Raw genomic sequence first — 12,919 nt, forward strand, 5'->3', positions numbered from 1 at the left:
TCATGGCGGGACAGCGACTGGACGAGGCCGCGCAGGCGGCCCTTGATCGCCGTTTCATGGCCGCGGCCATCAGGTTGTCGCGCCGCAACGCCGGCCGCACGTCGACCAACCCTTCCGTCGGCACCATCATCGTGCGCGACGACGGCGCCGGCCCGATGATCGTCGGTACCGGCGTGACGGCCGTCGGCGGCCGCCCGCATGCCGAGACCGAAGCGCTGGCCGAGGCCGGCGAACTCGCGCGTGGTGCTACGGCTTACGTTACTTTGGAGCCTTGCGCCCACCACGGCCGCACGCCGCCTTGCGCCAACGCGCTGGTCAATGCCGGCATCGCGCGCGTCGTCGGCGCGGCAAGCGATCCCGATCCGCGCGTCTCCGGCAAGGGCTACGCCATACTGCGCGCCGCCGGTGTCGAGGTGGTGGAGAAAGTGCTGGCCGCCGAGGCCGCCGAGCAGATGGCCGGCTATCTGACTCGTTCTCAAAAAAAACGTCCGGAAGTAACTCTGAAGCTTGCGCTTTCGAGTGACGGCAAGATCGGCCGCAAAGGCGCGGGCCAGGTCGCCATCACCGGCGAGATCGCGCGGCGCGATGTCTATCTGATGCGCGCCGAGTCCGACGCCATCCTGGTCGGCATCGGCACCGCTCTCGAGGACGACCCGGCGCTGACCGTGCGCCTTCCGGGACTGGAGAACCGCTCGCCGGCGCGCATCATCCTCGATCGGCAGATCCGGCTCCCGGAGACATCCAAGCTGATATCCGGCGTCGACCGCGTGCCGCTCTATATCGCCGCCTGTCTGGAAGCCGACCCGCACCGGCGGGCGGCGCTCGAACGCGCGGGCGTGCGCTTCATCGGCACCGAAACCCACAATGGCGTGGTCGCCTTGCCGGAATTGCTGGAAGACCTTGCCGCGCTTGGCATGGCAAGCGTTTTGGTCGAAGGCGGCGCCAAGGTAGCCAAGGCCTTCCTCGAGGAAGACCTTGTCGACCGCATCGTCCTGTTCCAGGGACCTGAGGCGATCGGCAAAGACGGTATTGCATCGCCTATCGACGCCGACCATATCCCGGCAGGTTTTCGCAAGCTGCGTGATATGCGCTTCGGCGAAGACAGTTACGCCGAGTGGGTAAGACCATGATCCCAAAAAGTGGGAACCGATTTTTGGGTTAGATCATGGTCAAAATGAAAGACGCTCTCTGATGTTTACTGGGATTGTGACTGACGTTGGCACTGTCGCTACCGTGAAGCCGCTGGCCGAAGGCGTTGGGCTGCGCATAGACACCACCTATGATCCCGAAACCATCGCCATCGGCGCCTCCATCTCCTGCGGCGGCGTTTGCCTGACGGTCACGGCGCTCCCCGAAACTGGTTCCAACGCGCGCTGGTTCGAGGTCGAGGCCTGGGAGGAGGCGCTGAGGCTCACCACGGCATCCAGCTGGAAATCAGGCACCAGGATCAATCTCGAACGGGCGCTGAAGATCGGCGACGAGCTCGGCGGCCACATCGTTTCCGGCCATGTCGACGGCACGGCCGAGATCGTCGAGCGCAAGGAGGAGGGCGATGCCGTGCGCTTCACGCTGGAAGCGCCGCGGCATCTGGCGAAGTTCATCGCGCCGAAAGGGTCGGTCGCGCTCGACGGCACCTCGCTCACCGTCAACAAGGTCGAAGGCACCCGCTTCGACGTGCTGCTCATCCATCATTCGCTGAGCGTCACCACCTGGGGCCAACGCCAGGCCGGCGACCGCGTCAATCTCGAGATCGACACCATGGCCCGCTATGCCGCGCGCCTGGCGGAGGCGGCGAAAGAGGGGCTTTGACTAAAGTCGTGAGGCCGCGCCGTTCAACACTGCGTCCCGCTTCACTTCTGCTCGCGCCCCTCGTAAGCTTTTCACCTGTCCGGAGGGGAAAGCCATGACCAACCCGTCGCAACAAGTCATGAGGCTGGGTTTCGGATTTGCCGTGTCACAGGCGCTGCGCGTCGTCATCGAACTCGGCATTCCCGATCTTCTGGCTTCCGGCGAGCAGTCAGTTGAAGATTTGGCGGCCGCCACGAAGACGGATGCGGAATCGCTCTATCGCGTCATGCGGCTTCTGGCGCCGGAGGGGGTCTTCACTGAAGTTCGCCCTCGTCATTTTACCTTGATGGAGGTGGGCGCGGCGCTTCGTTCCGATCGGCCCGGACCACGCGACTTCATCCGGATGGTCAACAGCGAGGCCTATCTTGCGTTCGAGCAGCTTCTGCATTCCGTCCGCACCGGAAAGCCGGCCTTCGACAAGGTGTTCGGAAGTCCGAGGTTCGATTGGCTTTCGGCCCACCCGGAACAGGCTGCCCTGTTTCAGCGAGCTATGATTGCCCAGGGCCAAGGCAGCAACGAGGCGGTCGCCGACGCCTATGATTTCAGCCGATATACGCGGGTCGTCGATGTCGGCGGCGGGCATGGACAGCTTCTCTCGGCCATCCTTGCCCGCAATCCCCATTTGAGCGGGGTTCTTCTCGATCTCGCCTCCGGAGTGGCGGCGGCGCGCCAGGAGGCCGGGAGCGATCCGTCGCGCACCGACTTCGTCGTCGGCGACTTCTTCGACAGCGTCCCCGTCGGCGACGTCTATGTAATCAAGAAGGTGATCCACGATTGGGACGATGAACGCGCCGAGTTGATCTTGCGCCGTTGCCGCGAGACAATGCAAACGCATGGCAGGGTGCTTGTGGCCGAGACGCTCGTCCCTGCGGGCGACGAACCAGCCCAGATCAAGGCCATCGATGTGGTCATGCTCGCGGTCACCGGCGGCCTTGAGCGGACCGAGGCGCAATACGCCAGGCTGTTCGAGGCCGCAGGGCTGAAGCTCGAGCGAGTGATCGACACCACCGCGCCGATCTCGATCCTTGAGGCTTCGCCTGCCTAGCCAAACAAAGTACCGAAACATCGCGCTGCCCCGGGATCTGAATCCTTCGAGAGATACAGCGTTGGTGTCGGTCCGCCAATCTTCCGCTTGCGATAAACCTGGCTTCGGCCTAAGTCACCGGCAACCCCCCGGAGACTTTTATGGCAGGCACATCCCAACACGGCAAAGCGTTCATTCGCCCGAAGGCGAAGGCGCATCTGCTCATTGTCGAAGCGCGCTTTCACGACGATCTCGCCGACGCGCTGCTCGAAGGCGCGACCGGCGCGCTCGACGAGGCCGGCGCCACCTATGACGTCGTCACGGTTCCTGGCTCGCTCGAAATACCTGCTGTCATCACCTTCGCGCTCGATGGCGCGGCCGAAGGCGGCACGCATTACGACGGTTTTGTCGCGCTAGGAACCGTCGTCCGCGGCGACACCTACCATTTCGACATCGTCGCCAATGAATCGAGCCGCGCGCTCATGGACCTTTCGGTGCAGGAGGCGATCGCGATCGGCAATGGCATTCTGACCACAGAAAACGACGCGCAGGCATGGGCGCGCGCGCGAAAGACGGAAGGCGACAAGGGCGGCTTCGCCGCGCGCGCGGCGCTGACCATGATCGCGCTCAAAGAGAAATTCGGAGCCCAATCGTGACCGAGCCCGCCTCGACCGGAGCGGTACGCCACGCCAACAAGCGCGGCGCCGCCCGTCTTGCCGCCGTCCAGGCGCTCTATCAGATGGATGTGGCCGGCAGCGGCGTCTTCGAGATCACGGCCGAATACGAGGCCTTCCGCCTCGGCAAGGAAGTCGACGGCGCGCTCTATCGCGAGGCCGACGCGCAATGGTTCCGCGCCATCCTGACCGGCGTCGTCGAGAACCAGAAGACCATCGACCCCGTCATCCGCCAGGCGCTGACCGAGGACTGGCCGCTGTCGCGGCTGGATTCGACGCTGCGCGCCATTCTGCGCGCCGGGGTCTATGAACTGATGAAGCGCGAGGATGTGCCGGTGGCCGTCATCGTCTCCGAATATGTCGACATCGCCAAGGCGTTCTACGAGGAGGACGAGCCGAAGTTGGTCAACGCCGTTCTTGATCGCGTCTCGCGCCGGGTTCGCGGCGAGGGGCGTGGCAAGGACGCTTCGTGACAGCCGCAACGGCCGGGGTCGCCGAGGCCGGCAGCGAAGGGCGTCGCACGGCGGTGCTGCTCGCCGCCGCGCAGGCGATCGTCGGTTCGGCCGCGCCGATCGCCATTTCGCTCGGCGCGCTGGCCGGACAATATCTGCTCGGTCCCGACAAATCCCTGGCCACCGCGCCGGTCACCGGCTTCAACATCGGCGTGGCGCTCGGCGCCTTGCCGGCTGCCGCCATCATCCGCAGCCTCGGCCATCGCGGCGGCTTCATGATCGGCACCATCGTCACCGCGCTCGGCGGCCTGATCGCGACGCTCGCGCTCTATCAGGCGAGCTTCTGGCTGTTCGCCTTCGGCCTCTGCGTCATCGGTGTTGGCGGCGCCTTCGTCCAGCAGTTCCGCTTCGCCGCCGCCGACAACGCGCCACCCGAATTCAAGGCGCGCGCCATCTCCTTCGTGCTGGCGGGCGGCATCATCACCGCCATCCTCGGGCCGCAGATCGTCATCTACACGCGCGAATTGCTCGCCCCGGTGATGTTTGCGGGATCCTTCGCCTCGATCCTGGCCCTGGCGGCGGTCGGCGCGCTCATCCTGTCGTTCCTGCGGGTTTCCTCGCGGACCGACGCCGTCTCTGAAACTACCGCAAGCGACGCCCGCCCGCTGATCGAAATCGTCACCCAGCCGCGTTTCGTCGCCGCGTTGTTCTGCACCGTCGGCAGCTACGCGCTGATGAGCTTCGTCATGACCGGCGCGCCGCTCGCCATGGTCGGCTGCGGCCTGTCGGAAGACAATGCGACGCTTGGCATTTCCTGGCATGTCATGGCCATGTTCGGGCCGAGCTTCTTCACCGGTTCGCTGATCCACCGCTTCGGCGCCGAACGCATCGTCGCGACCGGTCTTGTCCTGCTGATCGGCTGCGGCGCCGTGGCGCTTTCCGGCCTGGCGCTGTGGCAGTTCTGGACGGCACTGATCCTGCTTGGCCTCGGCTGGAATTTTGGTTTCATCGGCGCGACCGCCATGGTCGCGGCCAGCTACCGGCCCTCCGAGAAGAGCAAGGTCCAGGGTTTCCATGATTTTGTCCTGTTCGGCTCCGTCGCCTTTGCCTCGCTGATGTCGGGCGCGATCTACAATGCCTGGGGCTGGACCATGCTGAACTGGATCGTTTTCCCGGTCGTAGTGCTTTGCTTCCTGGCGCTTGGCACGCTCAAGCTGCAGGGCTTGCGTGCCGCCAACTGACATTACGCTGTCGGGACCGGGCCTGGCACCGGCCTCGCGCGGGGAACAAAAATATTGCGCTGATCCCCCTACTTATGAAACCGTGTACCCCGACTGGCCGTTATAGCCGTGCTCATATGCGGCCACCGGATCCTCAGTTCATAGCAAGGAATTTCACAATGTTTTCAATCGGAAAGCTCGCCGTAGCTGCCATCGCGCTCGGCCTTGCCACCGCTTCGGCCAACGCCCAGGTGGTCGTCTCCTCGAAGATCGACACGGAAGGCGGGGTGCTGGGCAACATCATCCAGCTCGTGCTCAACGCCAACAACATCAAGACGACGGACCGCATCCAGCTCGGCGCGACGCCGGTGGTGCGCAAGGCGATCACCGCCGGCGAGATCGACATCTATCCCGAATATACCGGCAATGCCGCCTTTTTCTTCCAGAAGGCCGATGATCCGGTCTGGAAGGATGCCGCCAAGGCTTACGAAACCGCCAAGAAGCTAGACTACGACGCCAACAAGATCGTCTGGCTGTCGCCGTCGCCTGCCAACAACACCTGGGCGATCGCGCTGCGCAAGGAAGTGGCCGACGAAAACAAGCTCGTCACGCTTTCGGACTTCGGCAAATACGTCGCGGGCGGCGGCAAGGTGGTGCTCGCGGCTTCGGCCGAGTTCGTCAATTCGGCCGCCGCGCTTCCGGCCTTCCAGACGGCCTACGGCTTCACGCTGAAGCCGGACCAGTTGATCACGCTCTCCGGCGGCGACACCGCGGCGACCATCGCAGCCGCCGCCAACCAGACCAACGGCGCCAACGCCGCCATGGTCTATGGCACCGATGGCGGCATCCAGCCCTCCGGCCTCGTCGTGCTCGAGGACGACAAGGGCGTGCAGCCGGTCTACCAGCCGGCGCCGATCATCCGCGAAGAGGTCTTGAAGCAGCACCCGGAAATCGAGGCGCTGCTGAAGCCGGTCTTCGCCAAGCTCGACCTCGTCACGCTGCAGGAGCTCAACGGCCGCGTGCAACTGGGCGGCGAGCCAGCCAAGGGCGTGGCGGAGGACTTTTTGAAGAAGAACGGGTTCTTGAAGTAGATCGCGGCATAATAAGTGCGAGCTGGAGAGGTGCGGTTGGCGGAACTGCTGATCTCCCCCCTTGCGGGGGAGATGTCCGGCAGGACGGAGGAGGGTGCTGTCCCGCCGACCTTTCAACCTATCGAAGGAAAGTCCTTCGGCGGGTTTACCTTTGAACGAGCTCGTATTCCAAGGTTGGCGTTCCTTCACCTCTGGCCTGCCGGCCATCTCCCCCGCAAGGGGGGAGATCGGTTCTCCCGCCGGCTTTCGCCAACCGCCAAGGCCGCAAGGGGGAGGCCATGACCCTGCGTTTCGACAAGCTCGGCGTGGTCATCGCCGCGATCGTCGCCTACGCCGCTTTCCTGGCCCCCTTTGCCACGTTCCGCGCCAACCGCATCGTACCCGGGCAGGCGCGTTCGATCCTCGAGTCGTTGCCGCCCACGCTTGGCATGCTGTTGCTGGCGATAGTGATCGCGGCCGCCATCGTCGCCTTGCTGCGGACGCCGCTCACCCTAAGGCTGGCCGCCAGCATCGTGGCGCTCGCCGCACTCGCCGTCCTCATCGGTGTAGCCGGCAGTTTCCTGACACCGGCCGGCAACACGTTCGCCCGCGTCGCTCCGGCGTCCGGTTTCTGGCTGCTGATCTTTGCCTTCACTCTGCTCCTCGCCGATGTGCTGACCAGGCTGAACCTTTCGCCCTGGTCACGCGTCGGCGTGCTCGTGCTTGCAGCGCTTGCCATCGCCGTGCTGCTCGTCTCGGGAAGCTGGGACAGCCTTTCCATCCTCAAGGAATATGCCGGCCGCGCCGACAGTTTCTGGGCCGAAGCCTCCAAGCACGTCACGCTGGCGCTTGGCTCGCTGGCCGGCGCGGTGATCGTCGGCATACCGCTCGGCATCTTTTGCCATCGCGTCGAGAAACTGCGGGCAGGCGTGCTGAATGTACTCAACATCATCCAGACCATTCCGTCGATCGCGCTCTTCGGCCTGCTGATCGCTCCGCTCGGCTGGGTTGCCGTGCACTTGCCAGGCGCCGCCGCCATCGGCATCAGGGGCATCGGCACCGCGCCGGCCTTTGTCGCGCTCTTCCTCTATTCCTTGCTGCCGGTGGTGGCCAACACCGTGGTTGGGCTGGCTGGTGTACCCCGCGCGGCCAACGACGCCGCGCGCGGCATGGGTATGACCGACCGCCAGCGCCTGTTCGATGTCGAGTTCCCGCTCGCCTTTCCGGTGATCCTGACCGGCATTCGTATCGTGCTGGTGCAGAATATCGGCCTCGCCACCATCGCCGCGCTGATCGGCGGCGGCGGCTTCGGCGTGTTTGTTTTCCAGGGTGTCGGCCAGACGGCGATGGATCTCGTGCTGCTCGGTGCGCTGCCGACCGTGGCGCTGGCCTTTGCCGCGGCCATTATCCTCGACGCGGTCATCGAAATGGCCGCCACCAGGCGCAGGGCAGTTGAAACGGCATGATCGAGATCGAAGGCATCACCAAGCGCTATGACCAAACGACGGTGGTCGACAATGTTTCGATGATCATCGAACCCCGAACCATCGCCACCATTGTCGGTACGTCGGGATCCGGCAAGACGACGCTGCTCAGGATGATCAACCGGCTGGTCGAGCCGACCTCCGGGATCATCAAGCTCGACGGCGCCGACAACCGCTCCGTGCCCGGCTATCAGCTGCGCCGCAGCATCGGCTACGCCATCCAGGGGCACGGCCTGTTTCCGCATCGCACGGTGGCGCAGAACATCGCCACCGTGCCGTTGCTGCTCGGCTGGGACAGGGACCGCATCAAGGCGCGTGTCGACGAGCTGATGACACTCTACCAGCTCGACCCCCAGGCCTATGGACCGCGCTACCCGCACGAGCTTTCCGGCGGCCAGCAGCAGCGCGTTGGCGTCGCCCGCGCTTTGGCCGCCGAACCCAACGTGCTTTTGATGGACGAGCCCTTCGGCGCGCTCGACCCGATCATCCGCACCAAGGCGCAAGAGGATCTGCTGGCGATCCAGAAGCGTTTCGGCACCACCATCATCCTCGTCACCCACGACATGGAAGAGGCTGTGCATTTGGGCGACAAGATCGCCGTCATGGATGCCGGCAAGCTGGTGCAATACGCCAAGCCGGCAGAAATCCTGGCGAGGCCCGCAAGCGATTTCGTCGAGACACTGGTCGGCGCCAGCGAAAGGCCGTTCCGGCTGCTGTCGCTGGGGCCTGTGCGCGATGCCGTGGAGCCGGGCGGCGCCGAAGGCGAGGCGATCCCAGGCGAAGCTACGCAGCGCGACGCGCTGGCCAAGCTGTTGTGGTCGGGCCGCCCCGCGCTGCCGGTGAAGGGTGCCGACGGCAAGCTCATTGGCCGCGTCACCATCGAAGGCCTGGTGAAGCGCGCGGCGAGGCCGCAATGAAAGCCTGGCTGCCCGCGCTGCTGAGGCTGGCCGTGCTGGCGCTGCTGGTGGTCTTCATCACCAACCCGAACTGGTTCGAGCCGCTGCTGAAACCACTGACCGAGAATGGCGCGCCGGCGATCTACAACCAGGGCAGCCTGCTGACGCTGACCCTGCAGCATCTACGGATCGTGCTGATGGCCACGGTTGCGGCGACGATCATCGCGGTGGCGCTCGCCATCCTGGTCACCAGGCCGGCCGGCGCCGAGTTCCTGCCCTTGTCGCGCAGCCTGGTCAATATCGGCCAGACCTTTCCGCCGGTTGCCGTGCTGGCGCTCGCCGTGCCGGCCGTCGGTTTCGGCGAAAAGCCGACGCTGATCGCGCTCTTCCTCTACGGATTGCTGCCGATCTTCGAAAACGCGCTGACGGCGCTCACCACGTTGCCCGGCAACGTCATGGAGGCGGCGCGTGGCGCCGGCATGACCGGCTGGCAAAGGCTGATGAAGGTCGAGCTGCCGCTGAGCGCCCCGGTGATCCTCGGCGGCATCCGGCTCTCGGTCGTCATCAGCCTCGCCACCGCGACCATCGGATCGACCGTTGCCGCCAAGACGCTTGGCGAGGTGATCATCGCCGGCCTGATCTCGAACAACCTTGCCTTCGTGCTGCAGGGCGGCCTGATTGTCGCGGCGCTTGCCGTGCTGATCTATGACGGCCTGTCGGCGGTCGAACGCTACGCCGCGCGACGCATGGGGCAGGGGGCGGAATAACGCTACGTCTGAGGATTGGCGAATGTGCCCCAGCGTCATTTCAATCGATCTAATTCCAGGCTTGCGCTGGCACAACAATTCCTGCCCTCTTCTTTTGGGCGAAAGCCGGGCAAAAATCGAACAATATCTTGACGTTCCAAGCCCTGTTTCGCATACACCCCAGCCAAGGGGTGGAATCCGTGCGCGGCATCCATCTCCGTTCCAACGGCCCAGGGAGGGGTTCTTTTGGGCCAACAATCGAGGAAAATCCGGCAATGACCATCATTACCGCCGTCATCGCCTGCGGCTTGCTGTCAGTTCTGTACGCCATCTGGGCGACACGTTCGGTCCTTGCGTCCGATCAGGGCAATCAGCGCATGCAGGAAATCTCCGCCGCAATCCGCGAGGGCGCCCAGGCCTATCTGGCGCGCCAGTACACGACCATCGCGGTCGTCGGTATCGTCGTTCTCCTGCTTGCCTGGTGGCTGCTTTCGATCACCGCCGCTATCGGCTTCCTGATCGGCGCGGTGCTCTCGGGCGCCGCCGGCTTCATCGGCATGCATGTCTCGGTGCGCGCCAATGTGCGGACTGCGCAAGCCGCTTCGAACAGCCTTGCTGCCGGCCTCGACATCGCCTTCAAGTCGGGCGCCATCACCGGCATGCTGGTGGCGGGTCTGGCGCTGCTCGGCGTCTCGATCTACTACGCCATATTGACCGGCCCGATGGGCCTGCAGCCGAATGACCGCGTCGTCATCGACTCGCTGGTTTCGCTCGGCTTCGGCGCTTCGCTGATATCGATCTTCGCCCGTCTCGGCGGCGGCATCTTCACCAAGGGTGCGGACGTCGGCGGCGACCTCGTCGGCAAGGTCGAGGCCGGCATTCCGGAAGACGATCCGCGCAACCCGGCCACCATCGCCGACAACGTCGGCGACAATGTCGGCGACTGCGCCGGCATGGCCGCCGACCTGTTCGAAACCTATGCGGTGACCGTCGTCGCCACCATGGTGCTCGCCGCCATCTTCTTCGGCGGCACGGCCGCGCTGGGTGCGTCGATGCTCTATCCGCTCGCCATCTGCGGCGCCTGCATCTTGACCTCGATCGTCGGCACCTTCTTCGTCAAGCTTGGGTCGAACGGCTCGATCATGGGCGCCCTCTACAAGGGCCTGATCGTCACCGGGCTCTTGTCGATCGTCGGTCTCGCCATCGCCACTTCGGCCACCGTCGGCTGGGGCGAGGTCGGCAATGTCGCCGGCATCGCCATCACCGGCAAGAACCTGTTCATCTGTGGCCTCATCGGCCTCCTGGTGACCGGCCTCATCGTGGTGATCACCGAATACTACACTGGTACCAACAAGCGCCCGGTGAACTCGATCGCCCAGGCTTCCGTGACCGGCCACGGCACCAACGTCATCCAGGGCCTCGCGGTCTCGCTGGAATCGACCGCGCTGCCTGCCATCGTCATCGTCGGCGGCATCATCGCCACCTACCAGCTCGGCGGCCTCTTCGGCACCGCGATCGCCGTCACCACCATGCTCGGCCTCGCCGGCATGATCGTGGCGCTCGACGCCTTCGGCCCTGTTACCGACAATGCCGGCGGCATTGCCGAAATGGCCGGCCTGCCCAAGGAGGTGCGCCACTCCACCGACGCGCTCGACGCTGTCGGCAACACCACCAAGGCCGTCACCAAGGGCTATGCCATCGGCTCCGCCGGCCTCGGCGCGCTGGTGCTGTTCGCGGCCTATTCGAACGATCTGAAATTCTTTGCCGCCAATGGCGACAAGTATCCTTACTTCCAGGGCATGGGCGAGGTCTCCTTCGACCTCTCCAATCCGTATGTCGTCGCCGGCCTGATCTTCGGCGGCCTGATCCCCTACCTCTTCGGCGGCATCGCGATGACCGCCGTCGGTCGCGCCGCGGGCTCCATCGTCGAGGAAGTGCGCAAGCAGTTCCGCGAGGACAAGGGCATCATGGCCGGCACCTCGAAGCCGAACTATGCGCGCGCCGTCGACATCCTGACCAGGGCGGCGATCCGGGAAATGATCATCCCGTCGCTGCTGCCGGTGCTGGCGCCGCTCGTCGTCTATTTCGGCGTGCTGCTGATCTCGGGCTCCAAAGCCTCGGCCTTCGCGGCGCTCGGCGCCTCGCTGCTCGGCGTCATCGTCAACGGCCTCTTCGTCGCCATCTCGATGACCTCCGGCGGCGGCGCCTGGGACAACGCCAAGAAGTCGTTCGAGGACGGCTTCACCGACAAGGACGGCGTCAAGCACCTGAAGGGCTCCGAGGCGCATAAGGCATCAGTCACCGGCGACACCGTCGGCGATCCCTACAAGGACACCGCCGGCCCGGCCGTCAACCCGGCGATCAAGATAACCAACATCGTCGCGCTGCTCCTGCTCGCCGTGCTCGCGCACGGCTGATCGCGGCGGCTATTCCATGACAAAGCCCGCGGGAGCGATCCCGCGGGCTTTGTTTTTCGGCATGACATCCTTCATGCTTTCCGCCCCCGGGGGGCACTCAACCGGCCTCTGGCCTTTCGCTGTCATGGCGATAGCGGGCCAGCAACGCTTCGGCATCCGGTTCGCGTTCGGGCATTGGCGGTAAGCCGCGAGTCTGACGCAGCATGGCAATGAACGCGCCGTGGCGAAATTGGCGGCGGAAGGAACGCGCTCGCGGATGTATGCCGAGGGCAGCCAGCAGCCTGCGTTTGAGGTAGCGGAAGCGCTTGAGGGGAGCCGGTTCCTCGGCGTTGCCAAGAATCCTGACGCGCAACGCGTCTGGCGAACTCATCGCGTTCATCAGTTCTTCCTGCTCCTGCGCCGTATCACGCGCATAGCTGCCTTCGCGCTTGCCCGAATGCAGCATGAGCACGGTCAGATGCGGCATTGTCGCAATCACCGCACCGTTGCGCCATGCACGGAACAGCCAGTCCTGGGAACTCTCGCAGACGCACTGGCTGGCCGGGCGCCATGGCCCAAGCCTCGGCAGCGACGTTCTCCTGACCATTTGCGCGGAGCCGAAGCCGACTGTGGTGACCGGGTCATAGAAGCCGTGCCGCCCCGTCCCGAGGATCATATGCCTGGAACCTTTGCTCGCGACCGACTCGATGACCGCACCCCGGGCGATCACCACATCGGCGCCGGTGGCGTCGATCCAGCCGCTCATGGACGTCAGATGGTCGGGAAACCATAGGTCGTCATGGTTCAATATGGCAACGAAACGGCCGCGTGCTCTGGCAAAGCCGATATTGTTAGGCCCCGACTGCTCGCCGAAGTTCACGGGAAGATCGATATAGGAGATGCGGGCGTCGCCGAAAGCGGCAACCGTTGTCGCGGTGTCCGGCCGGCACGCATCACCAATCACCATGGCTTCCCAGTCCTGCAGGGTCTGGCCAACGAGGCTCTTCAGCGTTTGATGCAGCACCGCCGGACGATTGTGCGTCGCTATCACGACCGAGACCAGCGGTTCGATCGGTCCGATCGCCACGCCTTGACCGGCCTGTTCCACG

General features: G+C 64.8%; 12 protein-coding genes. 11 read left to right on the forward strand and 1 reads right to left on the reverse strand.

Annotated elements, in window-relative coordinates:
• The first annotated feature begins 2 nt into the window (after nucleotides 1-2).
• The 11 genes from ribD (at nucleotide 3) to FJW07_RS08255 (ending at nucleotide 11,831) form a co-directional block, all read left to right on the forward strand.
• Complete coding sequence (ribD, locus tag FJW07_RS08200; RefSeq protein WP_181182595.1) at nucleotides 3-1,130, forward strand: bifunctional diaminohydroxyphosphoribosylaminopyrimidine deaminase/5-amino-6-(5-phosphoribosylamino)uracil reductase RibD; 1,128 nt, start codon at nucleotides 3-5, stop codon at nucleotides 1,128-1,130.
• 61 nt (nucleotides 1,131-1,191) lie between these two features.
• Nucleotides 1,192-1,809 carry a riboflavin synthase gene (locus FJW07_RS08205; RefSeq protein ID WP_140659090.1) on the forward strand — a complete coding sequence of 206 codons (618 nt, stop codon included), beginning with the start codon at nucleotides 1,192-1,194 and terminating at the stop codon, nucleotides 1,807-1,809.
• A 94-nt stretch (nucleotides 1,810-1,903) separates the two neighbouring features.
• A complete protein-coding gene (locus FJW07_RS08210) occupies nucleotides 1,904-2,893 on the forward strand; it encodes a methyltransferase (RefSeq protein WP_140855665.1) in 990 nt (329 codons plus the stop codon).
• A gap of 140 nt (nucleotides 2,894-3,033) precedes the next feature.
• On the forward strand, nucleotides 3,034-3,528 hold the full coding sequence (ribH, locus tag FJW07_RS08215; protein WP_140641425.1) for a 6,7-dimethyl-8-ribityllumazine synthase: 495 nt from the start codon (nucleotides 3,034-3,036) through the stop codon (nucleotides 3,526-3,528).
• Entirely contained in the window at nucleotides 3,525-4,019 is a 495-nt protein-coding gene (nusB, locus tag FJW07_RS08220; RefSeq protein ID WP_040999924.1) for a transcription antitermination factor NusB, read from the forward strand. The genes ribH and nusB overlap by 4 nt, the downstream gene beginning before the upstream one ends.
• Nucleotides 4,016-5,239 carry an MFS transporter gene (locus FJW07_RS08225; RefSeq protein WP_140855667.1) on the forward strand — a complete coding sequence of 408 codons (1,224 nt, stop codon included), beginning with the start codon at nucleotides 4,016-4,018 and terminating at the stop codon, nucleotides 5,237-5,239. The genes nusB and FJW07_RS08225 overlap by 4 nt, the downstream gene beginning before the upstream one ends.
• Before the next feature lie 158 nt (nucleotides 5,240-5,397).
• The gene (locus FJW07_RS08230) at nucleotides 5,398-6,309 is read left to right on the forward strand and encodes an ABC transporter substrate-binding protein (protein WP_140855669.1); all 912 of its coding nucleotides are present in this window, start codon (nucleotides 5,398-5,400) and stop codon (nucleotides 6,307-6,309) included.
• Nucleotides 6,310-6,587: 278 nt separating this feature from the next.
• On the forward strand, nucleotides 6,588-7,754 hold the full coding sequence (locus FJW07_RS08240; RefSeq protein WP_140658595.1) for an ABC transporter permease: 1,167 nt from the start codon (nucleotides 6,588-6,590) through the stop codon (nucleotides 7,752-7,754).
• A complete protein-coding gene (locus tag FJW07_RS08245) occupies nucleotides 7,751-8,689 on the forward strand; it encodes an ABC transporter ATP-binding protein (RefSeq protein ID WP_140855670.1) in 939 nt (312 codons plus the stop codon). Before FJW07_RS08240 ends, FJW07_RS08245 begins: the two co-directional genes overlap by 4 nt.
• Nucleotides 8,686-9,435: an ABC transporter permease gene (locus tag FJW07_RS08250; RefSeq protein WP_140855672.1), complete on the forward strand. Its 750-nt coding sequence runs from the start codon at nucleotides 8,686-8,688 to the stop codon at nucleotides 9,433-9,435. Before FJW07_RS08245 ends, FJW07_RS08250 begins: the two co-directional genes overlap by 4 nt.
• A gap of 254 nt (nucleotides 9,436-9,689) precedes the next feature.
• Nucleotides 9,690-11,831, forward strand: coding sequence for a sodium-translocating pyrophosphatase (locus FJW07_RS08255; protein ID WP_140641439.1), 2,142 nt, complete (start codon nucleotides 9,690-9,692; stop codon nucleotides 11,829-11,831).
• Nucleotides 11,832-11,928: 97 nt separating this feature from the next.
• On the opposite strand, the gene FJW07_RS08260 is transcribed toward FJW07_RS08255, so the two are convergent.
• Nucleotides 11,929-12,918, reverse strand: a complete 990-nt coding sequence (locus tag FJW07_RS08260; RefSeq protein WP_140855674.1) for a glycosyltransferase family 2 protein — start codon at nucleotides 12,916-12,918, stop codon at nucleotides 11,929-11,931.
• Between the last annotated feature and the right edge of the window lies 1 nt (nucleotide 12,919).

This window comes from Mesorhizobium sp. B3-1-9 (assembly GCF_006439595.1).
Taxonomy (GTDB): domain Bacteria; phylum Pseudomonadota; class Alphaproteobacteria; order Rhizobiales; family Rhizobiaceae; genus Mesorhizobium.